Raw genomic sequence first — 22,403 nt, 5'->3', positions numbered from 1 at the left:
CCGGGACGGTCGAATGGCGATGGTCCGACGCTAACGCCAGTAGGCAAGCGGGTCCAAGTCCAAATGCAACATGATCCAGTCCCGTCTTGGCTTGATCGATACAGGACGGGCGGATTTGCCGCAGCATCAGTGCAAGTCGTGCATTGATCCATGCGACATTGAGGTTGGCATGTCGCCCTATTACGGCGCTATCCATCATGGGCCGATCCGGCAACCAATGCCGGACATCAAATGCGCAACGCGCACATATTAGGGGAGTGAGAAGGCCATGAACGGCATCCGTCGCACCAAGATGATCCTGGGCCTTTCGAGCGCCATCACCACATTGACGCTGGCACCGCAGGCGATCGCGCAAAATGACGCGCCTGCCGCGCAGGCCGAAGCCATGCCCCAAGGTGACACCGGTGTCGCGGACATCGTCGTCACCGGATTTCGTGCCAGCCTGAACAGCGCGCTGAACGTCAAGCGTAACGAAACCGCCTCGATCGACGCGATCAAGGCAGAGGACATCGCCGAATTTCCTGACCTGAACCTGGCAGAATCGCTTCAGCGCATTCCCGGCGTCGCGATCAGCCGGGTGAATGGTGAAGGCCGCAACGTCACGGTGCGCGGGCTTGGCCCGGAATATACCCGTGTCCGCATCAACGGCATGGAAGCGATCGGCACGACCGGGGGCACCGACAATTCGGGCGGCGTCAATCGCGGTCGCGGTTTCGATTTCAACATCTTCTCGTCCGACCTGTTCAGCAACCTGTCGGTGCGCAAGACCGCGACCGCCGATGTGGAAGAAGGGTCGCTGGGCGGGGTCGTGGACCTGCAAACGTCGCGTCCGCTCGATTACAAAAAGCCGACTGCCGTGCTGTCCGCCGCCGCCAGCTATAACGACCTGAGCGGCAAGACGACGCCCCGCCTGTCGGGACTGGTCGCGACGCAGACCGCCGATGGCCGGTTCGGCGTATTGCTGTCGGTTGCCTATGAAGAACGGCGGATCAAGGAAGAAGGCGCGAACATTACCCGCTGGACCTATGGCGGGTTCAACGGCGGCTTTGCCCCGACATCGACTCTGCCGGGCAAGACGATTGCGCAGATCAACGACGCCAATCCCGATACTGCGCTATTCCACCCGCGCATTCCCGGTCTGGTCAGCTATGACATATCGCAAAAGCGGCTGGGCGCGGCAGGATCGGTCCAGTTCAAGCCGACCGACCGCACGCTGATTTCGATCGACGGCCTGTTTTCGCGGCTCGACGGAACGCGCAAGGAAGCGCAGTTGCAGGCGATCAGTTTCAGCCGGTCGGGCAGCGGCAAACCGCAGACGATTGTGCGCAACGGCACCGTCGATGGCGACAACAACATCATCAGCGGCACGTTCGACAATGTCGATATGCGGTCGCAGGCGCGTTACGATGTCCTCAAGACCGAATTTTACCAGATTGACGGGTCGATCGACCAGCAATTGGGCGACCGATTGAAGGTCAATGTTATGGGCGGCTATGCGCGGTCCGACTTTACCAACCCGATCCAGACCACGGTCACGATCGACGCGGTGAACACCGGCAATTTCCGTTACGATTTCACCAGCCGCTTCCCGACCATCGCGCCGGGCGTGGATGTCGCCAATGCGTCGACATGGAGCTTCATCAACGGCACGTCGGAAGTGCGCATTCGGCCGCAGACTGTGACCAACGCTTTCACGACGGCCAAGGGCTTTGTCGAATGGGAAGCCACCGACATGGTCAAGCTGAAAGTCGGGGCGGATTGGCGCAAGTTCGAATATGATTCGACCGAACGCCGCCGCATTTCGGGTGAAACCGTAATCGCGCCGCTGACCGCCACCCAACTGGCGGGCATGACGACCCTGTTCGACGGATTCGGCAAAGGGCTGAACATTCCCACCGGCACGCCGACCGCGTGGGTGATCCCCAATCTGGATGCCTTCATCAGCCAGGGCAATATCTACGGCAACCCGATTTACGCCACCGGCGGCGTGGAGAATGCGACGGCGCGCGGATCCTACATCACTGTGACGGAAGAGGATCTGGGCGCGTGGGGCATGGCGCAGTTCAACCTGGCCGATGCAGGCGTGCCAATCCGGGGCGACGTTGGCCTGCGCTATGTCAAGACCGACCAGTTTTCCACTGGCTATGCCAGCCGTGGCACGGCGATCAATCTGGTCAGTGCCGACCGCAGCTACAAACGCTGGCTGCCGTCGATCAATCTGGTCGGCAACATCACGCAGGATCTGCAAGTCCGCTTCGCCGCTGCCAAGACGCTGGCCCGCGCTGGCATCGCGTCGCTGACGCCGGGCGGGAACCTGAATGTTTCGGGCGGGAACCGCACTTTTTCGTCCGGCAACCCCGACCTGAAGCCGACATCGTCGAACAATCTGGACGTGTCGATCGAATGGTATCCCACGCAGGGGGCGATCTATGCGCTGGCTGCGTTCCGCAAGGATATCGGCACCTTCGTCCAGACGCTGAGCGTGGGTGTTCCCTATAGCAGCCTGGGCCTGCCCACGTCGCTGCTGGATGGCACCACCGCATCGCCGAGCGACGTGTTCATCGTAAGCCAGCCGGTCAATTCGTCGGGTGGCATCCTTAAAGGGTTCGAGGTCAATATCCAGCAGCCCTTCAGCTTCCTGCCGGGCATCCTGTCCAATTTCGGCGTGCTGGCCAACTATACGTTCGTCAAGTCCGACATCGAATATCTGACCGCCGCCAATGGCAGCAGTTCGGTCACCGCGCCGCTGGTCGGCCTGTCCAAACATGCCGCCAACGCGACGCTTTATTATGAGACGGAGAAGTTCCAGATTCGGGGATCGGTAGCCTATCGGTCGAAATATCTGACCGCCGTGCCGGGGACCGAGGGCAATGCCTATAATGGCACCAACAGCACGCTGAACGTCGATGCGCAGGCCAGCTATAACATCACCAAGAAGATGAAGCTGAGCATCGAGGCGATCAACCTGACCGACGCCAAGAATGACCAGTTCGTGGATGAAACCAATCGCCTGAACGTGCTGACCCATAGCGGTCGCCAGTTCAATTTCGGGATGCGCTACGCTTTCTAACCCGCCCTTTCCGAGAGCGCAGCGTCCTTATTGCCAGTTGTCCTTCTTGGGCAACTGGCATTTTTTTTGCCGCCATTCCGCAATGATGCGGTTGAACGGTGCGGGCGCTTCGGCGGGCATCATATGCCCTGCCCCTTCGACAATGCGCAGTTGGGCGCCGGGAATGGCGGCGGCGATCGCTTCATGCTGGGCGACGGGGGACCAGCGATCCTCCTCCCCCACAATCGCGAAGGTCGGGCAGGTGATGGCCGGCAGCAGCGTGTCGAGCGTGGGGCGGTTCAGCAACGCTTGCGTCTGTGCTTCGAAGGCGGCGAGGCCTGCGTCCTGCGCCATGGCGGTGAGGATGGCCATCAACCCTGTGTCGGCCAGCGCCGTTTCGCCCATCATCGGGGGGAGCCATTGCGCCACCAGCGCGGCCATGCCCTGCGCCCGGCCAAGGTCGCGCAGGGCGTAGCGATTGTCCTGCTCACCTGGCTTTACGGCATGAACGCCGGTATCGACCAGCGCGAGCCGTTCGACCCGTTCGGGCGCCTGCCGCCAGATTTCCAGCGCGACGCGCGCGCCCAGGGAATGGCCCAGCAAGGCCACGCGGGGCGGCATCCGGTCCAGCGCATAGGTCGCCATCGCCGCAATCCGGTCCGCCCCGCCATAAAAACCGTCGATCACGATCGTGCCTTCGAAATGCGCGCGGGTTGCGGCGAACATGCGCGAATCGCAGAGCAATCCGGGCAGGATGACGAGGGGCGTGGGCTGGCTGATGGTCATGGCTGCGTCATTTATGCGAATATGGGAAAGCGGACGAGGGTAAAATCGCGGCGGGCGCAGCGCACGATTGCGGCTTGGCAACGGGCGCGGGAGGCAGCATGAGGCGCGGGACGAGCGGAGAAGCGATGTGACCGAGATTTGCACCCTGACCCTGCAATGCGACGACCGGCCCGGACTGGTCGCCGATGTCGCCGGATTCCTGGCACAGCAGGGCGGGAATATCACCGATGCCCAGCAATATAATGATCGGCTGAACGACCGTTTCTTCATGCGGGTGGAGTTTGAGGCAGCGGACGATAGCGTCGCAGGGCTGCGCGCCGCCTTTGCCAATGTCGCGCAGAAACATGGCATGGACTGGACCCTGCGCCGCCATAGCGAGCGGCAGAAGGTGTTGCTCTTGGTCAGCAAGTTCGATCATTGCCTGGGCGACCTGCTGTATCGCTGGCGGATCGGTGAGATGGACATGGATGTGGTCGGCGTCATCTGCAACCATCCGCGCGAGGCACTGAGCATTTCGCTGATCGACGATGTGCCGTTCCATCACCTGCCCGTGACGAAGGAAACCAAAGCGGCGCAGGAAGCGCAGATCAAGGCGATCGCGACCGAGACGGGCGCGGACCTGATCGTGCTGGCGCGGTACATGCAGATATTGAGCGACGATCTGGCCGCTTTCCTGTCAGGCCGGTGCATCAACATCCACCACAGCTTCCTGCCCGGCTTCAAGGGAGCCAAGCCCTATCATCAGGCCCATGCGCGCGGGGTCAAGATGATCGGCGCAACGGCCCATTATGTGACCGCCGACCTGGATGAAGGGCCGATCATCCATCAGGATGTGGAAGCGATCAACCATGCCGACACGCCCGACGATCTGGTACGCAAGGGGCGTGACATCGAACGGCGGGTGCTGGCGAGCGCGGTGGAACATCATTTGCAGGGGCGGGTGTTCCTGAACGGCGCGCGGACGGTCGTGTTCAAAGCATAGGGCGCGCGCGCAGACCCGCAATTGGCGACAGCGAGATGGACAATGGGTCGGTAAAAAGGCGAAAAGGGTCTGCGCAGCATATCACGCGCGGCGAACATCCTATTTGATATTTTCAACCTGCCCATTTGACGTATTCGGAAGATTCGTTCGTGTCGTCATCATAGCCTTGACCCTTAGGGATCATCCCAGGACCGAGGAGTTTCGCCCATGCCGTTCGCCCGATTGGTGACTGTCGCCGTTACCGCCGCCACATTGGCGGCCATCGCCGTTCCGGCAGGGGCGCATGGCATATGGTTTGCGCAGCGCGCCCGGCAGATCGCGCTGGTCTATGGCGTGGGGGCGGACGATCTGGACGCGGTCAAGCGCTTGCCTTTGATTACATCGGTCGCGGGCTATGATGCCGATGGCGCGCCGGTCAAAACGGCGTTGCGTGCGGCGGGCGTCGTGCCGGTGGTGGATAGCGACGAGCCGGTCGCGATCATCGCGGCGGCAATGGATTATGGCCTGTGGAGCAAGACGCCCGATGGCGAATGGCACAATAAGGGCCGCGACGAAGTGCCTAACGCGACGCTGGCCGAACATAATTGGAAATATGCGGTTCACCTGACACAGGTGCCGACAAAGCCATTGCCGATGATCCCCGGCCACACGCTCCAGATGGTGCCGGTCGATCCGGCGATACCCCAGGCGATGGGCAAGCCGATGAAGGTGCGCGTCCTGTATCAGGGCAAGCCAATCGCGGGGGCGATCGTGATGACCGATTATGTCAACGATCCCGACGAAGCGGCCGTCAAGACGGCGGCGGACGGGACCGCGACCATCACCTTGCGCAATCAGGGGCTGAACGTGCTGATGGCGATCTATGTCGGCCCGGCCGATGACAAGACCAAGGTCGATCATATGGAACATCGCGCTTCGCTGTCCTTCGTCCTGCCGCACTTGCCAGAATGATATTATTTATCAAGGAGATATATTTCATGACCATCGCCTTCCTCCGCACCGGCATCGCGGCCATCGCGCTGATGGCCGCGCCCGCCATGCTGCACGCCCATGGCAGCATGAAGCCGCAGCATGGCGGCATGGTCCAGATGTCGGGCGAGACGATGATGGAGCTGGTCGCAGGGCCAAAGGGCGTCGACGTCTATCTGAGCGAGGAGGACGAGCCGCTGACGGCGGCAGACTTCACCGCCAAGCTGACGCAGAGCGCGGGCGGGGCCAAGAGCGAGGCGGTGTTGAAGCCCGCAGGCGGCAACAGATTGTCCGCGCCGGGCTTCAAGACGGTCAAGGGCGCAAAGCTGGTCGTGGCGCTGGTCGACAAGAGCGGGGCGAAAATCTTCGCCACTTTCCAGGCCAAATAAGGACCATGACAATGCGCAGCGCGACTCTCCCCGCCCTTTCCTCTCAAGGTGTGCGGCGGGTCGCGCTGCTGGCGCTGGCGGTGCTGATCGCCTGTATCGGGCAGGCGCTGCGCGCGCATGGCGTGGACGAAAATGACAAGGCGTTCATCGAAGGCGCGTCGGGGGTGAACATCATCCCCTATATCTATCTGGGGGCCAAACATATGCTCACCGGATACGATCATCTGCTGTTTCTGGCGGGGGTCATTTTCTTCCTTTACCGGCTGAAGGACGTCGCGGCCTATGTGACGCTGTTCGCGATCGGCCACAGCACGACCTTGCTGCTGGGCGTGATGTTCGACATCCGCGCCAACCCTTATCTGATCGACGCGATCATCGGGCTGTCCGTGGTCTACAAGGCGATCGACAATCTGGACGGGTTTCGCCGCTGGTTTGGCATGTCGCCCAATCCCAAGGCGGCGGTGCTGATCTTCGGTTTCTTTCATGGCCTGGGCCTTGCCACGAAATTGCAGGCGTTGACACTGGCGAAGGAAGGAATGATATATAATCTCATTAGCTTCAATATCGGGGTCGAAATCGGCCAGATGCTGGCGCTGACCATCATCCTTCTGCTCATGAACCTGTGGCGCATGAGCGGCAATTTCCAGCGCAGCGCCATCCTTGCCAATGCGGCGCTGATGACCGCTGGCTTCGTCCTGATCGGCTATCAGATGGCCGGCTATTTCACGCAAGGGGCATGATATGAATGTTTCGACACAGCCGGCCCGGATCAGCCCGTCCCCTGCGACACTGGCAAAGGCGACCGGCGGCGCGGCGATCGCGGCGGCGGTGATATTGACGCTGTTCGTGCTGCCCGCCGAATATGGCATCGACCCGACGGGCGCAGGCGCGGCGATGGGGCTGACCGGCATGGTGGCGGCCAAGGCGGACGCGCCTGTGCCAGCTGCCGCCGCGCCGGTCGCGGCGCTGCCGACCAAGGCCGACATTGCCCGCTCCACCGCGTGGCGGCAGGACGATATGACCATCACCCTGGCACCCCATAGCGGGCAGGAAATCAAGGCGCATATGGCGGCGGGCGACAGCTTCGTCTTTGCGTGGAAAAGCGAAGGCGGGCCAGTGAAGGTCGACATGCATGGCGAAAAAACCAATTCCGCCGAGGGCGAGTTCACCAGTTACTGGGAAGAACGGGAGATGACCGGCGCGCAGGGCAGTTTTACGGCACCCTATGCCGGGACGCATGGATGGTATTGGCGCAACAAGGGCGACACGCCCGTCACCGTCACCGTGAAAACCACGGGTTTCTACAAGGATCTCTTCAAGCCTGCGGGCGCGTGACGAGATTGGGGAAGGATTGAGGATATGAGCAGCATTGCGGGCAACGCGCCCCCCACCGCCTACAGCCCCGGCGCGGCGTCGCCGATCGCCGCCGCAAAGGCGCGCACGCGATTGATCGCGATCGACGCGCTGCGCGGTCTGGTGATGCTGTTCATGCTGGTCGATCATGTGCGCGAGACATTTTTCCTGCATTTGCAGGTGACTGACCCGGTGGACGCGAACACGACCGATCCGGGGCTATTCTTCACCCGCTTGCTCTCGACATTCTGCGCGCCGACCTTCGTTGCGCTGACCGGCCTGTCCGCCTGGCTGTACGGCCAGTCGCACAGCAAGGGGCAGGTGTCGGAATTTCTGCTGAAGCGCGGCCTGTTCCTCATTTTCCTTGAGTTCACGGTCGTTGGCTATGCCTGGCCGACGCAGGCTCCTGCCTTTCCGCCGACGGCGATCTGGTTGCAGGTGATCTGGGCGATCGGCATTTCGATGGTGGCGCTGGCCGCGTTGCTGCACCTGCCGCGTGCGGCGCAATTTGCCGTGGGGCTCGGCATCGTGTGCCTGCACAATCTGCTCGACCCCATTCGCCTGACGGCAGGCGAGCCGGGCTATGCGTTGTGGGCAGTGCTGCACCAGCGGTCGCTGATCGACATGGGCGGTATTGCGGTCAAGACGACCTATCCGATCCTGCCGTGGATCGGCGTGATCCTGCTGGGCTATGCGTGCGGGCCGTGGTTTGCGCGCGGGACCGATCCTGCGCCGCGCATCCGGCGGTTGGTGATGCTGGGGCTGGGGCTGATTATCGGTTTCGTGCTGATCCGCTATGCCAATATCTATGGCGATAAGCCGTGGTTCGTCGCGGAAACGCCATTGCGCACGGTGATGAGCTTTCTGGCGCTGACCAAATATCCGCCATCCTTGCTGTTTCTGATGCCCACGGTCGGCACGGGATGCCTGTTGCTGGCGCTGTTCGAGCGGTTCGAGGCGAGCGGCGTGATGCCCAAGCTGGCCTTGCTGGGCGGCGCGCCGATGTTCTTCTACATCCTGCATCTCTATATGCTCAAGCTGATCTATAATGTCGCGCTGCTGCTTTATGGACCGACCAAGGGGAAGGTATTCGGGGTCGATAACCTGTCCACGGTATGGATCTGGGTCGCGCTGCTGATCCTGCCGCTTTATTTTCCCACCCGCTGGTTCGCGCAGTTGAAGCAGCGCCGCAAGGATATCTGGTGGCTGAAATATCTGTAAGTGCGCCGGGCGGATTGACAGGAAACGCAGGCGTAACGACAGGCAGCATTTTAATGCCGTAGCATCGCGTGATTCACAATTTTGCACCGCTAAACGCGCGATGTTTGACGTAATATATCCGTAACCTGCCCTAGCCTCGTCCTTCAAGAAGAGGTGAGGCAAGCACCCCGTGGCCCGGCCCCGACGACAGGACGCAACGTCCGCGCCGGATATAAAGATACCAGCCGGTCCCCGTTTCGCAGGACATTTGGGAACAGCGATTTTTTAAGGGGATAACAACATGCGCACATCATCGGCTCTACGCCTGGCGCTGATCGCCAGCACCGCCGCCGTCACCCTGCCCACCGCCGCGTTCGCGCAGGCACCCGCAGACGCCGCCACCAGCGACATCGTCGTCACTGGCCTGAAGCGCCAATATTTTGGCGACACGCCGGTCAAGGAAATCCCGCAGGCGGTCCAGTTTCTGGAAGGCACGCTGCTCAACGACCTGAACATCACCCGGCTGGACACCGCGCTGGAGCTGGCGAGCGGGGTTTCCAAGCAGAATAATTTCGGCGGGCTGTGGGACAGCTTCGCGATCCGTGGCTTTGCTGGCGACGAGAATTTTCCGAGCGGCTTCCTGGTCAACGGGTTCAACGGCGGACGAGGCTATGGCGGCCCGCGCGACGCATCCAATGTCGAGCGGATCGAAGTGCTGAAGGGTCCGAATTCGGCGCTGTTCGGGCGCGGCGAGCCGGGCGGCACCATCAACATCGTCAGCAAGAAGCCGACCTTCAAGGAAGGTGGCAGCTTTTCGGTCGCGGGCGGCAAGTGGAACACCTATCGGGTCGAGGGCGACTTCAACCTGCCCATCACCGACACGGTGGCGGTGCGCCTGACCGGGGCAGTCGAAAATGCCGAAAGTTTCCGCGACACAGTGGAAACGCGCAAATATGTGCTGAACCCGTCCTTCCTGGCAAAGCTGTCGGACAAGACGATCTTCACCTACGAGCTGGAATATGTGAACCAGGAAGTGCCGTTCGATCGCGGCGTGGTGGCAATTCCGACGGTGCAGACCAACGGCACGATCCGTTACAATCTGGGCGCTATTCCCAACACCCGCTATCTGGGCAATCCCAAGGACGGCCCGATCCAGGTCGAGGTGCTGGGCCATCAGGCGCAGTTGCAGCATGACCTGAGCGACGATTGGGTCGTAATGCTGGGCGCGGGATATAAGGACACGACGTTCGAGGGCTTTTCGAGCGATCCCGAACTGGTGCTGGGCCGTCAGCGGATCGACAATGACGGGCGCACGCTGACCCGCCAGCGCCGCTATCGCGATTACAGCACCACGCACATGGTGTTCCGGGGCGAAATCAGCGGCAAGGTGGAAACCGGGTCGATCGTCCACAATATCCGCGTCGGTGCGGATTGGGACAAGTTCGAAATCGACACGTTCCAGACCCGCTATCGTCCGGTCGCGGCGGACCAGTCTTATTCGATCGACATCTATACCCCCAATTACAATATCGCAGCCCCCACGCCGAACGTGGTGATCCAGAATTCGACCGAAGTGCAGAAGGCATGGGGCGTCTATATTCAGGACCAGATCGAGATCACCGAGAATTTCAAGGTGCGCTTTGGCGGACGCTATGATGATTTTGCGCAGGACATCGACCTGCGCCTGAACAATACCAACCCCAATAAAAGCTACACCAAGTTCAGTCCGATGGCTGGCCTGGTGTTCGAACCGACGCAAAGCGTGTCCTTCTATGCCAGCTATGGCAAAGGCTTCCGCCCGAACAGTGGCGTAGGGTTCGACGGCCAGCCGTTCGAGCCGGAAGTCAGCAAAAGCTATGAAGTCGGCGCGAAATTCGTGACGCCCGATGGGCGTATCACCAGCACATTGTCGCTCTACAAGATGGAGAAGACCAATGTGCTGTCGACCGATCCGATCAATGCAGGCTTTTCCAAGCCGGTGGGCGGGGCGGACAGCAAGGGCGTGGAGTTCGACCTGAACGCCAAGCTGCCTGCCGGGTTCGAGCTGTTCCTGACCTATGCCTATACCGATGCAGGCTGGGCCACCAACGTGCTGGACCCCAATTTCGGCGCGCCCATCCGCAAGGGCGATCCGCTGATCAACATCCCCAAGCATCAGGGCAACGCCCTGTTGTTCAAGACGTTTGCGATCGGCAATCATGAAGCGATGCTGGGTGCGGGAGTCAATCATGTCGGGCGCCGGCTGGGCGAGACGGCCACTACCTTCTATCTGCCCAGCTACACCATTGCGAAGGTTCTGGGATCGGTGACGATCAACGAACAATTCAAGCTGTCCGCCAATGTCGATAATCTGTTCGACAAGAAATATTATGCCAGCAGCTATGCGGCCCTGTGGGTGCAGCCGGGTATGCCCCGGTCGTTCACGGTGCGCGGGACGTTCAACTTCTGATGATCCGCCCTATGGAGGGGTGCTGCGCTTTCATAGGTGTGACACCCCTCCGTCTGGCCTGCGGCCAGCCACCTCCCCTGCCAGGGGAGGATTTTTGGCGTCATGCCCTACAGGAGTGTCGTTTGTGACTCTGCTCTATACATCCGACCCGGCGCGGGGCCGCATCTGGCGCGGCATATTTGCGGACGAAGCGATTGGCTTTGCCGAAGCGGGCGATGCGCATGATCCTGCCTCCATCCGCTATCTCGCCGCATGGAATCCTTCGGTCGAGCTGATAGCGACCCTGCCCGCGCTGGAAGTGCTGTTTTCGATCGGCGCGGGGATCGACCAGTTCGATATGGGCCGCTTGCCGGACCATGTCCGGGTCGTGCGGATGATCGAGCCGGGAATCACCCAGGGCATGGTCGAATATGCGACGATGGCGGCATTGATGCTGCATCGAAACATGATCGACCATGGTATCGCGCAGCGCGAAGGGCGCTGGGCGCCGATCAAGCTGGTGCCTGCGAGCGAACGGCGCATCGGCGTGATGGGGCTGGGCAATCTGGGGCAGGCGGTGCTGGGCGCGTTGCGGCCGTTCGGCTTTGCGCTGTCGGGGTGGAGTCGATCGCGCCATGCCGTCGAGGGGGTCGATTGTTTTGCGGGCGCGGCGGAGATGCCAGCGTTTCTGACGGGGTGCGACATTCTCATCTGCCTGTTGCCGCTGACCGATGACACGCGCGGCATTTTGTGCCGGGAGACGCTGACGCAACTGCCGCAGAGCGCGGCCCTGATCAATGTCGGGCGGGGTGGGCATCTGGTGGAGCAGGATCTGCTGTCGCTGCTGGACGATGGACGGATTTCGGGCGCGGTGCTGGATGTATTCGACCCCGAACCATTGCCCGCTGGCCATGCGTTCTGGGCGCATCCGCGCATCGTCATGACACCCCATGTCGCCAGCATGACCCGCGCGGATAGCGCGGCGCGCGCGTTGATCGCCAATATCCGCCGCCATGAAGCAGGCGCGGCGATGGACGGCGAAGTCGCGCGCAGCCGGGGCTATTGAGGGCGCGACATTCCGTGCCGGGGATGCGCGCGCCGGGCATGGGCGTGCCGCAATGATGTTGCCCGATTATGGCCGCAGGGGGCAGGCGGCAAACTATGCCGAATAGCGCCAGGAAAAAGTCGTATATCTGCGCCCCGACCCGAAAAAACGGGCTTCATGTCCCGGTGCGCCCATGGCGTAATGCCTCTGTCACACGGCCAGCAGGCCCATCTGTAGAACTTGCAAAGGACGATCCGCCGATGCCCAATTTCCGGCCCAAATATATCAGCTTCGACTGCTATGGCACGCTGACCCGGTTCCGCATGACGGAAATGGCGACCGCGTTCATGGCCGACCGGATCGACGCGGAAAAACTGCCTGCTTTCTGCAAGGATTGGGGCGGCTATCGGTTCGATCAGGTGATGGGACCATGGGAACCCTATCAGGAGATCATCCGCAATTCGTTGCGCCGGACATGCCAGAAATGGGGCGTGGCGTATAATGAAGCAGACGCAGACGCCGTGTATGCCGCCGTGCCGACTTGGGGTCCGCATGACGATGTTGCCGGTGGACTGAGCCAGATTGGCGACAAGATTCCGCTGGTCATCCTGTCCAACGCGATGAACGAACAGATCCATCATAATGTCGGGATGCTGGGCGCGCCGTTCCACGCCGTCTATACCGCGCAGATGGCACAGGCGTACAAGCCACGGATGCAGGCGTTCGAATATATGTTCGATCAACTGGGCGCGAACCCGGAGGATATGATGCATGTCTCCTCCAGCTTCCGCTACGACCAGAATACAGCAACGGACCTGCATTTTGGCTGCCGCGTGTTCGTGGGTCGGGGGCATGAGCCGTCCAATGCCTTCTACCGCGACGTGGAAATTCCCCATATCGGTTGCCTGCCCGCCGTCGTGGGCCTTTGATCGGATAATGGCCGCGCCCTCCCCCCTTTCCTACTGGCTCGCCAGCGCCCCGGCCTTTGCGGGCGGGGCGGAGGGTGGAGTCGAAGGGTCGGCCGATGTCGTCATCATCGGTGGCGGCTTTACCGGCCTGTCGGCGGCACTGGCGCTGGCCAAGCGCGGCGCGAGCGTCGTGCTGCTGGAGAAGGGCCAAGTCGTGGGTGAGGCTTCGGGGCGCAATGGCGGTCAGTGCAATAATGGCACGGCGCATGATTATGGCGCGCTGTCGGCCAAATTCGGCAAGCAGGTCGCAGGTGCCTGGTATCGGGCGCATTGCGATGCCGTCGATACGGTCGAGCGGCTGGCGCGCGAGGAAGGCATTGATTGCAACTTCACGCGCTGCGGCCGGGTGAAGCTGGCGGCCAAGCCTGCCCATTATGACAAGTTGGTGCGGGCGCATGATTTGCTGGCCGCCGAAGTCGATACCAACGTCCGGCTGGTGCCGCCTGAGCGGATGGCCGAGGAAGTGGGATCGGACGCTTTTCACGGCGCGCTGATCCAGACGACGAGCGCGCAGATCCATCCGGGGCGGTTCGGGGTCGGGCTGGCCGACGCGGCGGCGCGGGCCGGGGCGCGGATTTTCGAGCGGGCAGAGGTCATGGGGCTTGATCGCGTGGCGACCGGATGGCGCGTGACCAGCGCGCGCGGGACCGTTAGTGCGAAACAGGTGCTGGTCGCGACCGGCGGCGCGCCTGAGGTGGGACCGTTCGGATTTTTCCGGCGGCGGATCGTGTCGGTGGGCAGTTTCGTGATCGCGACCGAGCGGCTGGACGATGCGCTGATCGACCGGCTGCTGCCGGGGCGGCGCAATTATGTGACCAGCAAGAATATCGGCAATTATTTCCGCCTGACCCCCGACAACCGGCTGATATTTGGCGGACGGGCGCGCTTTGCGATCAGCGATCCCCGGTCCGACATGAAAAGCGGGCGCATTCTTGAAGAAACGCTGGGCGCGATATTCCCGGCGCTCAAAGGCGTGGGCGTCGATCATGTGTGGGGCGGGATGGTGGACCTGACCGCCGATCGCCTGCCGCGCGCGGGCGAGACGGACGGGCTTTATTATTCCATGGGCTATAGCGGCCATGGCGTGCAGATGGCGACCCATATGGGGCAGCAGATGGCGCGCGTGATGAGCGGCGAGCCGGACGCCAACCCCTGGGCCAATCTCGACTGGCCGAACGTGCCGGGCCATTTCGGCAAGCCATGGTTCCTGCCGCTGGTGGGGCTGTGGTATAAATGGCAGGATGTGATCCATTGATGGACGGACAGCCGCCTTTTTCACGCCGCGCGATGATCGGTGCCGGGCTGGGGCTGGGCGCTGGGTTGCTGTTGTCCCCCGGCGCACTGGCCGCGAGCAAGCCCCGACAAGGCGGGCGCATCCGCGTGGCCAGCCTGTCCAGTTCGACCGCCGATACGCTGGACCCGGCCAAGGGCGCATTGTCGACCGATTATGTCCGCCATTATATGTTCTATAGCGGGCTGACCCAGCTGGATCGCGCCCTCACGCCCCGTCCGGCGCTGGCCGAGCGGATGGAAAGCACCGACCAGATCAGCTGGCATGTGCAGTTGCGCCGGGGCGTGACATTCCATGATGGCGCGGACCTGACCGCCGCCGATGTCGTCTGGTCTTTGTTACGGCACAAGGATGCGGCGACAGGCTCCAAAATGGCGCAGATCGCCGAGCAGTTCGCGCAGGTCAAGGCGACCGGTCGGCACGCGCTGACCATCCGGCTGACCGGACCCAATGCCGATTTGCCGACCATATTGGCGCAATCGCATTTCCTGATCCTGCGTGCGGGGACCAGCGATTTTCGCACCGCCAACGGCACTGGTCCCTATCTGTGCGCGCAGTTCCGGCCGGGCGTGCGCACGCTGGCGCGGCGCAACCCCAATTTCTGGAAGCCGGGCAAGCCCTATCTGGACGAGATCGAGCTGATCGGCATTCCCGACGAGGTCAGCCGGGTCAATGCGCTGTTGTCGGGTGACGTGCATCTGGTGATTGCGGTCAATCCGCGATCGACCAAGCGTATCATAGCGTCGCGCGGCCATGGCCTGCTGGAAACCCAGTCGGGGCTTTATACGAACCTCATCATGCAGCAGCGGCAATTGCCGACCGGCAATCCGCATTTCGTGGCAGCGATGAAATATCTGATCGACCGGCCGTTGATCAAGCGGGCGCTCTATCGCGGCTATGCGACCATCGCCAACGATCATCCGATCCCGCCCTTCCACCCCTATTATCGCGCCGATTTGCCGCAGACGAGCCTCGACCTGGACAAGGCGCGCTGGCATTTGCAGCGGGCGGGGCTGAGCGGGGTGCGGTTGCCGGTCTATGCGTCGCCCGCCGCCGATGGATCGGTCGACATGGCGTCGATATTGCAGGAATATGGGTCGCGCGTGGGATTGAAGCTGGCGGTCAACCGGGTGCCGGCGGATGGATATTGGTCGACCCACTGGATGAAGCATCCACTGGGTTTCGGCAACACCAACCCGCGCCCGACCGCCGACCTGCTGTTCAGCCTGTTCTACAAATCCGACGCGGCCTGGAACGAGAGCGGGTGGAAGAATCCCCGCTTCGACCGGCTGCTTCTGGAAGCGCGGGGCGAGGCGGATCAGGCGCGGCGCAAGCAATTATATGGCGAGATGCAGGGGCTGGTCCGCGACCATTGCGGCGTCGGCATTCCGGTGTTCATCAGCCTGATCGATGGATATGACCGGCGGTTGAAGGGGCTGTATCCCGTCTCGCTGGGCGGGCTGATGGGTTATCAGTTCGCCGAACATGTGTGGTGGGAAGGCTGATGGCGGGGGCGTCCACACGGAGCGGCCTGCGCGCCGCGCTGATGCTGATCGGCCAGCGGTTCGCTTCGTCGTTGCTGACGCTTTTGCTGGTGTCGGTGACGATTTTCGTGATCGCGCAATTGCTGCCCGGCGACGCCGCGCAGGAAGCGCTGGGGCAAAGCGCGACGGCGGAACAGGTCGCCGCCTTACGGCACGAGATGGGGTTGGATCGGCCAGCCTATGTCCGTTACGCCAGCTGGCTGACGGGCATGGTCAGCGGCGATCCGGGCCAGTCGATGGTCGCCAATATGCCGGTGGCGGAAGTGATTGCCGAGCGGTTGCCCAACAGCCTGTTGCTCGCCGCGCTGAGCGCGCTGGTGGCGGTGCCGGTAGCGCTGGCGATCGGCATCGGTTCGGCAATGAACCGGGGCGGGCGGATCGACCGGGCGCTCAACATCGTAACCTTGTCGATGGTCGCGGTGCCGGAATTTCTGGTGGCGACGGTTGCTGTGCTGATCTTCTCGGTCAAGCTGCGCTGGCTGCCTTCGATCGCTTTGGTGTCCGACGAGATGGCGTGGGGCGATTACCTGCGCGGGGTCGCGATGCCGATGCTGACGCTCAGCGTCGTCGTCATCGCGCAGATGGCGCGGATGACGCGCGCGGCAGTGATCGACCAGATGGACCGGCCCTATGTCGAAATGGCAGTGCTGAAGGGCGTTGCGCCGGTGCAGGTCGTGCTGCGCCACATAATGCCCAACGCGATCGCGCCGATCGTCAACGCGATGGCATTGAGCCTGTCCTACCTGTTGGGCGGGGCGGTGATCGTGGAAACCATCTTCAACTATCCCGGCCTCGCCAGCCTGATGGTCAATGCCGTCACCAGCCGCGACATGCCGTTGTTGCAGGCGTGCGCGATGATATTCTGCGCGGCCTATCTCCTCCTGATGCTGATCGCGGATGTGACCGCGATCCTCGCCAACCCCAGGCTGCGGGCGCAATGATGGGTGCTGCTTTTCGTCGGGCCAAAGCCCTGCCGCTATCAGGCAAGATCGGGCTGATGCTTGTGATCTTCTGGTTGGCTGTCGCGCTGTTCGGGCCAATGCTGGCGCCCTATCCGGTGGGGGCGTTCGTGGCCTATGACGTGTTCGACGGGCAGTCGGGCGCGCATTGGTTGGGCAGCGATTATCTGGGCCGGGACGTGCTGAGCCGGTTATTGTCGGGCGCACGCTATACGGTGGGGCTGGCGGCGGCGGCGGCGTTGCTGGCGAGCATGACCGGCACGGCGCTGGCGCTGACGGCGGCGGTGGGTGGGGCAAAAGTAGACGAGCCGTTGTCGCGCTTCATGGACATGCTGATTTCCATCCCGTCCAAGATTTTCTCGCTGGTGCTGGTGGCGGCGTTCGGGTCTTCGCTGGGATTGCTGCTGCTGATCGCGGCGTTCACCTATGTGCCGGGCAATTTCCGGATTGCGCGGGCGCTGGCGGTCAATCTGGCGCAGATGGATTATGTGCAGGTGGCGCGGGCGCGGGGCGAGAGACGGTTTCATATCGCGATTGCCGAGATATTGCCCAATATGATCCACCCACTGCTGGCCGATTTCGGCCTGCGCTTCGTGTTCATCGTGCTGCTGCTGTCGGGGCTTTCTTTCCTGGGCCTGGGCGTGCAGCCGCCCGACGCGGATCTGGGGTCGCTGGTGCGGGAGAATATTTCCGGGCTGGGCGAAGGGGCGCTGGCGATATTGGCACCGGCGGTTGCGATTGCGACGCTGACCGTGGGGGTGAATTTGCTGATCGACGCGATCGGATTTTCGGGCAAGGGAAAAGGCCGATGAGCGACCTGCCCCATGTCGAAGTAAAAAACCTGACCGTCACTGCGCGCAATGCGGCGGGCGAGGTTTTTCCGATCGTCAGCGGCATCGACTTTGCGTTGCAGCGGGGCGAAGTGCTGGCGTTGATCGGCGAAAGCGGGTCGGGCAAGACCACGATCGCGCTGACGCTGTTGGGCCATGCACGGCCCGGCGCGACGATTGCGGGCGGGTCGATCCGGGTGGGCGATGTGGACCTTACCAAGCTGGATCGCAGTGCGCTGGCGCAGTTGCGGGGCAACCGCATCGCCTATATCGCGCAAAGCGCCGCTTCGGCCTTCAACCCGTCGCGCACGATCATGGATCAGGTGGTGGAACCCGCACTGATCCATGACCTGATGCCGCGCGACAAGGCGGAGGCCAAGGCGATCGAGCTGTTCCGCGCGCTCGCTTTGCCCTTACCCGACACGATCGGCACGCGCTATCCGCATCAATTGTCGGGCGGGCAGTTGCAGCGGCTGATGGCGGCAATGGCACTGATCACCGACCCTGAACTGGTGATATTGGACGAGCCGACCACGGCGCTGGACGTGACCACGCAGATCGAGGTGCTGCGCGCATTCAAAGCCGTGGTGCTGGAGCGCGGGGCGACAGCGATTTATGTATCGCATGACCTGGCCGTGGTGGCGCAGATGGCGGACCAGATCGTGGTGCTGAGCCAGGGGCGCATCCGTGAGGCGGGCCGAGCTGCACAGATATTGCACGCGCCCGCGGACGAATATACCCGCACGCTGATGGCCGCCGCCCGGCCCGCCATTCGCCCCGCGCCCGAAACAATCGCCCTGCCCGCCGCGCCGTTGCTGGAGATACGGGGCATGACGGCGGGCTATGGCAAGATCGGCAAGGATGGGCGGCCGCGCATTCCGGTGCTGCGCGACATCAACCTGACGATCGAGCGGGGCGCGACTTTGGGCGTGATCGGCGAGAGCGGGTCGGGCAAGTCGACCATCGCGCGGGTTATCGCCGGTCTGCTGCCACCGGCGAGCGGGCAGGTGTTGCTGGACGGGCAGGTGCTGCCGCCGGGCTTGCAGGGGCGCAGTCGCGAGCAGTTCCGCCGGGTGCAGCTGGTGTTCCAGAATGCCGATACGGCGCTTAATCCCGCGCATAGCGTGGGGCGGATATTGGCGCGACCATTGGCTTTCTATCATGACCTGAAGGGCAATGCCGCGCATTTGCGGGTGTTGGAACTGCTGGACCTGATCCGTTTGCCCGCCAGCCTGATCGACCGGCCGATCGGCGCGCTGTCGGGCGGGCAGAAGCAGCGGATCAATCTGGCCCGCGCACTGGCGGCCGATCCTCAACTGATCCTGTGCGACGAAGTGACGTCGGCGCTGGATACAGTGGTGGGGGCCGCGATTTTGGAGTTGATGGCGGAATTGCGCCGGGAACTGGGCATCGCGACGATGTTCATCAGCCATGATATTTCGACGGTACGGGCGATTTGCGACGACATATTGGTCCTCTATTCCGGTACGATGGTGGAGACGGGACCGCGCGCGGCATTCGGGGTTGCGCCCTTTCATCCCTATACCGACCTGCTGATCGGGTCGGTGCCGGAAATGCGGGCGGGGTGGCTGGAGGAAAGCCATGCCGGGGCCGCGCCGCCGCCGATCGGCGCGAGCAGCGACCATCCTGACCTCTGCCGTTTCCTGCCGCGTTGCGCTGCGCGCGTGGACGGGTTGTGCAACACCACGCCCCCGCCTCGCCGTCCGCTGAACAAAGGCGCGGCTGGAGACAGTCGTATCCTGTGCCATCTTGGAGATGAAAGTTTGATCCCCGCATGAGCCGCTTCGTTCGTCTGGGCGAGAATGATCGCCCATCCCTGACCCTGCATGTCGATGGCGCGCCGATCGAAGCGATGGCGGGTGACACGCTGATGGTCGCGCTGCTGAGCCAGGGTAGCGCGTTGCGCCAGTCGGAGTTCGGGCCGGAGAAGCGCGCCGGTTTCTGCCTGATGGGTGCGTGTCAGGATTGCTGGGTGTGGACGGAAAGCGGCGATCGGCTGCGCGCCTGTTCGACACTCGCCGCGGCGGGCCAACGCATCCTCACCAGCCAGCCGGGGGCATCATGGTCGAACCACGTATAATTATCGTCGGCGCCGGGCCAGCGGGAACGCGCGCGGCGGAAGCGTGCGTGCAGGCGGGGGTGCGCCCCATTGTGCTGGACGAGGGGCGGCGCGACGGCGGGCAGATTTATCGCCGCCAGCCGGACAATTTCACTCGGCCTTATGCCAAGCTTTACGGCAGCGAAGCGGCGCGGGCGCAGGCGTTGCACGCGACGTTCGACGGGGTGAAGGATCGCGTCGATTATCGTGCCGAAACATTGGTTTGGAACATCGCGGGCGGGCGTGTGTGGACAGCGAGAGAGACAGTGCAGGACGCTTTGCCGTTCGATGCGCTGCTGCTTTGCACCGGGGCGACCGACAGGCTGATGCCGGTCAAGGGATGGCAGTTTGCCGGTGCCTATAGCCTGGGCGGGGCGCAGGTGGCGTTGAAATCGCAGGCCGTTTCGATCGGACACAAAGTCGTGTTCATGGGTTCAGGACCGCTGCTCTATCTGGTCGCCAGCCAATATGTCGAGGCGGGGGCGAACGTCATCGCGGTGCTGGATACGGCCCCCTATAGCGCGCGGATCCGGGCGCTGCCGGATCTGCTGGCAGTGCCGTCCGTGTTGTGGAATGGCGTGGCGCTGACCATGAAGTTGAAGCGTGCGGGCGTGGCGGTGCATAATGGCATCACGCCTTTGGAAATAAACGGTAATGCTGGCGATGGCGTGAACGGCATCCGGTTTCGCACGGGGGCGGGAGCCGAGCAGGACATCGCCTGCGACGCGGTGGCGATGGGGCATCATTTGCGGCCTGAAACGCAACTGGCCGATCTGGCGCGCTGCGCCTTCGCCTTCGATCCCGGCACCCGACAATGGCTGCCGGAGCGGGACGGCGACGGGCGATCGAGCGTGGCAGGCGTCTATCTGGCGGGCGATGGCGCGAAGATATTGGGCGCGCGGTCGGCGGAGGCGAGCGGACGACTGGGGGCGCTGGCGGCGCTGGCCGATCTGGGGCTGCCGGTGGACACGGGCGAAATGGCGTCGCTGCGCGGCGATGTCGGCACTTATGCGAAGTTCGCGCGGGGGCTGGCCACGGCTTTCCCATGGCCTGTGGAGCAGGCGGCAGCGCTGCCCGACGACGCGGTGCTGTGCCGGTGCGAAGGGGTGACGGCAGGCGATCTGCGTGGCGTAATGCGGGAAACGGGCGCGCAGGAAGCGAACCGGGCCAAGGCGTTCAGCCGGGTCGGCATGGGGCGATGCCAGGGGCGTTATTGCGGGCTGGCGGCGGCGGAGCTGATCGCGGCGGAAGCGGACGTGCCGGTCGAACAGGTCGGGCGGTTGCGCGGCCAGGCACCGGTCAAGCCGCTGACCAGCGCAATCGGAGATGATCAATGAGCGCGGCAATGAGCGCGGCCAGCGACGTCATCATCGTGGGCGGCGGGCTGATGGGATCATCGGCGGCGTTGTTTCTGCGCGGCCATGGTCTGTCAGTCATGCTGCTGGAAACCGACCTGATCGGGCGGCAGGCGAGCGGCACCAATTTCGGCAATGTGCGGCGGCAGGGGCGGCCCATGCACCAGTTGCCGCTGGCCAACCGGGCCATCGCCATCTGGCGGCAGTCGCGCGAACTGCTGGGCGCGGACGTCGAATATCTCCAGTCCGGGCATATCCGCGTCTGTTACCGCGAGCGGCCCGAACTGGTAGGGTCGATGGAGGAATATGCGGCGAATGCGCGCGCGGAAGGGCTGGAACTGGAATTGCTGAGCGGCAATGCGTTGCGCGACAAATTCCCGTTCTTTGGGCCGGACGTGCTGGCCGGTTCCTATTCGGCGACCGATGGCCATGCCAATCCACGGCTGGCCGCACCTGCCTTTGCGCGGGCGGCGGCGCGGCTGGGCGCGGTGATCCATGAGCATTGCAAGATCGTCGATGCGCAGAAGGTGGGCGAGGATTTTATCGTGACCGCAGCGGACGGGCGGACGTTCCGCGCGCCGGTCCTGCTCGTGACGGCAGGGGCATGGGGCAATGCGTTGTCGTCGCAATTTGGCGAACCGGTACCGATCACGCCGCGCGGTCCGAACATGAGCGTGACCGAGCCAGTGCCTTACGGGATTTTGCCAGCGGTGGGCGTAATGACGCCGGTCGAGGAGGAAACCGTCTATTTCCGGCAAGTGGCGCGCGGCAATATCGTGCTGGGCGGCAGCACGCGGGGACCATCCTTTCCCGACCAGTATCGCGCCTATGTCGAGCCGCAAAATACGCTGAGCCAGTTGAAGCAGATACGGCGGCTCGCGCCGTCGCTGGGGAAGCTGAACATCATCCGGGTGTGGTCGGGGATCGAGGGCTATATGCCCGACAGCCAGCCCGTGATGGGACCAAGCGCGACGACCAGCGGGCTATATTATGCGTTTGGCTTTTCCGGTTCCGGCTTTCAGATCGGGCCGGGCGTGGGCGAAACGATGGCCGAGATCATCGCGAAGGGCGGAACCGATATTCCGACCGAGCCGTATCGCATTGCACGGTTCGCTGCGGGGAATTGAAGCAGCAGA

19 protein-coding genes are annotated in these 22,403 nt (G+C 63.0%); 18 read left to right on the top strand and 1 reads right to left on the bottom strand.

All coding sequences use genetic code 11. The annotated features are described in order from the left end of the window. Window positions 1-268 precede the first annotated feature (268 nt). Window positions 269-3,070, top strand: a complete 2,802-nt coding sequence (locus tag SPBM01_RS12875; protein ID WP_188062195.1) for a TonB-dependent receptor — start codon at window positions 269-271, stop codon at window positions 3,068-3,070. A 27-nt stretch (window positions 3,071-3,097) separates the two neighbouring features. Here the strand turns inward: SPBM01_RS12875 and SPBM01_RS12870 are convergent, their stop codons facing one another. Next, a complete protein-coding gene (locus SPBM01_RS12870) occupies window positions 3,098-3,835 on the bottom strand; it encodes an alpha/beta fold hydrolase (RefSeq protein WP_188062194.1) in 738 nt (245 codons plus the stop codon). A gap of 127 nt (window positions 3,836-3,962) precedes the next feature. Between SPBM01_RS12870 and purU the strand changes: the two genes are divergently transcribed. The 17 genes from purU (at window position 3,963) to SPBM01_RS12785 (ending at window position 22,394) form a co-directional block, all read left to right on the top strand. After that, a complete protein-coding gene (gene purU / locus SPBM01_RS12865; RefSeq protein WP_188062193.1) occupies window positions 3,963-4,817 on the top strand; it encodes a formyltetrahydrofolate deformylase in 855 nt (284 codons plus the stop codon). Between the two features lie 207 nt (window positions 4,818-5,024). After that, the gene (locus tag SPBM01_RS12860; RefSeq protein ID WP_188062192.1) at window positions 5,025-5,768 is read left to right on the top strand and encodes a DUF4198 domain-containing protein; all 744 of its coding nucleotides are present in this window, start codon (window positions 5,025-5,027) and stop codon (window positions 5,766-5,768) included. Between the two features lie 26 nt (window positions 5,769-5,794). Further along, on the top strand, window positions 5,795-6,175 hold the full coding sequence (locus SPBM01_RS12855; RefSeq protein ID WP_188062191.1) for a hypothetical protein: 381 nt from the start codon (window positions 5,795-5,797) through the stop codon (window positions 6,173-6,175). A gap of 11 nt (window positions 6,176-6,186) precedes the next feature. Beyond that, window positions 6,187-6,915: a HupE/UreJ family protein gene (locus SPBM01_RS12850; RefSeq protein ID WP_188065710.1), complete on the top strand. Its 729-nt coding sequence runs from the start codon at window positions 6,187-6,189 to the stop codon at window positions 6,913-6,915. Window position 6,916: 1 nt separating this feature from the next. Then, window positions 6,917-7,510, top strand: coding sequence for a hypothetical protein (locus tag SPBM01_RS12845; protein ID WP_188062190.1), 594 nt, complete (start codon window positions 6,917-6,919; stop codon window positions 7,508-7,510). A 24-nt stretch (window positions 7,511-7,534) separates the two neighbouring features. After that, window positions 7,535-8,749, top strand: coding sequence for a DUF1624 domain-containing protein (locus SPBM01_RS12840; protein ID WP_188062189.1), 1,215 nt, complete (start codon window positions 7,535-7,537; stop codon window positions 8,747-8,749). A 280-nt stretch (window positions 8,750-9,029) separates the two neighbouring features. After that, window positions 9,030-11,177, top strand: a complete 2,148-nt coding sequence (locus SPBM01_RS12835; RefSeq protein WP_188062188.1) for a TonB-dependent siderophore receptor — start codon at window positions 9,030-9,032, stop codon at window positions 11,175-11,177. Between the two features lie 124 nt (window positions 11,178-11,301). Continuing rightward, window positions 11,302-12,222 carry a 2-hydroxyacid dehydrogenase gene (locus SPBM01_RS12830; protein WP_188062187.1) on the top strand — a complete coding sequence of 307 codons (921 nt, stop codon included), beginning with the start codon at window positions 11,302-11,304 and terminating at the stop codon, window positions 12,220-12,222. A gap of 239 nt (window positions 12,223-12,461) precedes the next feature. Next, window positions 12,462-13,130, top strand: a complete 669-nt coding sequence (locus SPBM01_RS12825; protein WP_188062186.1) for a haloacid dehalogenase type II — start codon at window positions 12,462-12,464, stop codon at window positions 13,128-13,130. A gap of 7 nt (window positions 13,131-13,137) precedes the next feature. After that, window positions 13,138-14,424, top strand: coding sequence for an NAD(P)/FAD-dependent oxidoreductase (locus tag SPBM01_RS12820; RefSeq protein WP_188062185.1), 1,287 nt, complete (start codon window positions 13,138-13,140; stop codon window positions 14,422-14,424). Next, the gene (locus SPBM01_RS12815) at window positions 14,424-15,965 is read left to right on the top strand and encodes an ABC transporter substrate-binding protein (RefSeq protein WP_188062184.1); all 1,542 of its coding nucleotides are present in this window, start codon (window positions 14,424-14,426) and stop codon (window positions 15,963-15,965) included. The genes SPBM01_RS12820 and SPBM01_RS12815 overlap by 1 nt, the downstream gene beginning before the upstream one ends. Next, window positions 15,965-16,945 carry an ABC transporter permease gene (locus tag SPBM01_RS12810; RefSeq protein ID WP_223177690.1) on the top strand — a complete coding sequence of 327 codons (981 nt, stop codon included), beginning with the start codon at window positions 15,965-15,967 and terminating at the stop codon, window positions 16,943-16,945. The genes SPBM01_RS12815 and SPBM01_RS12810 overlap by 1 nt, the downstream gene beginning before the upstream one ends. Continuing rightward, window positions 16,942-17,775 carry an ABC transporter permease gene (locus SPBM01_RS12805; protein WP_188062183.1) on the top strand — a complete coding sequence of 278 codons (834 nt, stop codon included), beginning with the start codon at window positions 16,942-16,944 and terminating at the stop codon, window positions 17,773-17,775. The genes SPBM01_RS12810 and SPBM01_RS12805 overlap by 4 nt, the downstream gene beginning before the upstream one ends. Beyond that, window positions 17,772-19,592 carry an ABC transporter ATP-binding protein gene (locus SPBM01_RS12800; protein WP_188062182.1) on the top strand — a complete coding sequence of 607 codons (1,821 nt, stop codon included), beginning with the start codon at window positions 17,772-17,774 and terminating at the stop codon, window positions 19,590-19,592. The genes SPBM01_RS12805 and SPBM01_RS12800 overlap by 4 nt, the downstream gene beginning before the upstream one ends. Then, a complete protein-coding gene (locus SPBM01_RS12795) occupies window positions 19,589-19,894 on the top strand; it encodes a (2Fe-2S)-binding protein (protein ID WP_188062181.1) in 306 nt (101 codons plus the stop codon). The genes SPBM01_RS12800 and SPBM01_RS12795 overlap by 4 nt, the downstream gene beginning before the upstream one ends. After that, entirely contained in the window at window positions 19,876-21,249 is a 1,374-nt protein-coding gene (locus SPBM01_RS12790) for an NAD(P)/FAD-dependent oxidoreductase (protein WP_188062180.1), read from the top strand. Before SPBM01_RS12795 ends, SPBM01_RS12790 begins: the two co-directional genes overlap by 19 nt. Beyond that, entirely contained in the window at window positions 21,246-22,394 is a 1,149-nt protein-coding gene (locus SPBM01_RS12785) for an NAD(P)/FAD-dependent oxidoreductase (protein ID WP_262504155.1), read from the top strand. Before SPBM01_RS12790 ends, SPBM01_RS12785 begins: the two co-directional genes overlap by 4 nt. Window positions 22,395-22,403: the final 9 nt, after the last annotated feature.

Origin of the sequence: Sphingobium sp. KCTC 72723 (genome assembly GCF_014280435.1) — a bacterium.
Taxonomy (GTDB): Bacteria; Pseudomonadota; Alphaproteobacteria; order Sphingomonadales; family Sphingomonadaceae; genus Sphingobium.
This window is presented reverse-complemented; position numbering and strand designations above follow the sequence as displayed.

Excerpts from the sequence above, each read along its gene's own strand:
- SPBM01_RS12810 (WP_223177690.1), top strand. The coding sequence starts at position 15,965 with ATGGCGGGGGCGTCCACACGGAGCGGCCTGCGCGCCGCGCTGATGCTG.
- SPBM01_RS12800 (WP_188062182.1), top strand. The coding sequence starts at position 17,772 with ATGAGCGACCTGCCCCATGTCGAAGTAAAAAACCTGACCGTCACTGCG.
- SPBM01_RS12845 (WP_188062190.1), top strand. The coding sequence starts at position 6,917 with ATGAATGTTTCGACACAGCCGGCCCGGATCAGCCCGTCCCCTGCGACA.
- SPBM01_RS12815 (WP_188062184.1), top strand. The coding sequence starts at position 14,424 with ATGGACGGACAGCCGCCTTTTTCACGCCGCGCGATGATCGGTGCCGGG.
- SPBM01_RS12825 (WP_188062186.1), top strand. The coding sequence starts at position 12,462 with ATGCCCAATTTCCGGCCCAAATATATCAGCTTCGACTGCTATGGCACG.
- SPBM01_RS12835 (WP_188062188.1), top strand. The coding sequence starts at position 9,030 with ATGCGCACATCATCGGCTCTACGCCTGGCGCTGATCGCCAGCACCGCC.
- SPBM01_RS12855 (WP_188062191.1), top strand. The coding sequence starts at position 5,795 with ATGACCATCGCCTTCCTCCGCACCGGCATCGCGGCCATCGCGCTGATG.
- SPBM01_RS12850 (WP_188065710.1), top strand. The coding sequence starts at position 6,187 with ATGCGCAGCGCGACTCTCCCCGCCCTTTCCTCTCAAGGTGTGCGGCGG.
- SPBM01_RS12795 (WP_188062181.1), top strand. The coding sequence starts at position 19,589 with ATGAGCCGCTTCGTTCGTCTGGGCGAGAATGATCGCCCATCCCTGACC.
- SPBM01_RS12840 (WP_188062189.1), top strand. The coding sequence starts at position 7,535 with ATGAGCAGCATTGCGGGCAACGCGCCCCCCACCGCCTACAGCCCCGGC.
- SPBM01_RS12875 (WP_188062195.1), top strand. The coding sequence starts at position 269 with ATGAACGGCATCCGTCGCACCAAGATGATCCTGGGCCTTTCGAGCGCC.
- SPBM01_RS12870 (WP_188062194.1), bottom strand. The coding sequence starts at position 3,835 with ATGACCATCAGCCAGCCCACGCCCCTCGTCATCCTGCCCGGATTGCTC.
- SPBM01_RS12820 (WP_188062185.1), top strand. The coding sequence starts at position 13,138 with ATGGCCGCGCCCTCCCCCCTTTCCTACTGGCTCGCCAGCGCCCCGGCC.
- SPBM01_RS12790 (WP_188062180.1), top strand. The coding sequence starts at position 19,876 with ATGGTCGAACCACGTATAATTATCGTCGGCGCCGGGCCAGCGGGAACG.
- SPBM01_RS12785 (WP_262504155.1), top strand. The coding sequence starts at position 21,246 with ATGAGCGCGGCAATGAGCGCGGCCAGCGACGTCATCATCGTGGGCGGC.
- SPBM01_RS12860 (WP_188062192.1), top strand. The coding sequence starts at position 5,025 with ATGCCGTTCGCCCGATTGGTGACTGTCGCCGTTACCGCCGCCACATTG.
- SPBM01_RS12805 (WP_188062183.1), top strand. The coding sequence starts at position 16,942 with ATGATGGGTGCTGCTTTTCGTCGGGCCAAAGCCCTGCCGCTATCAGGC.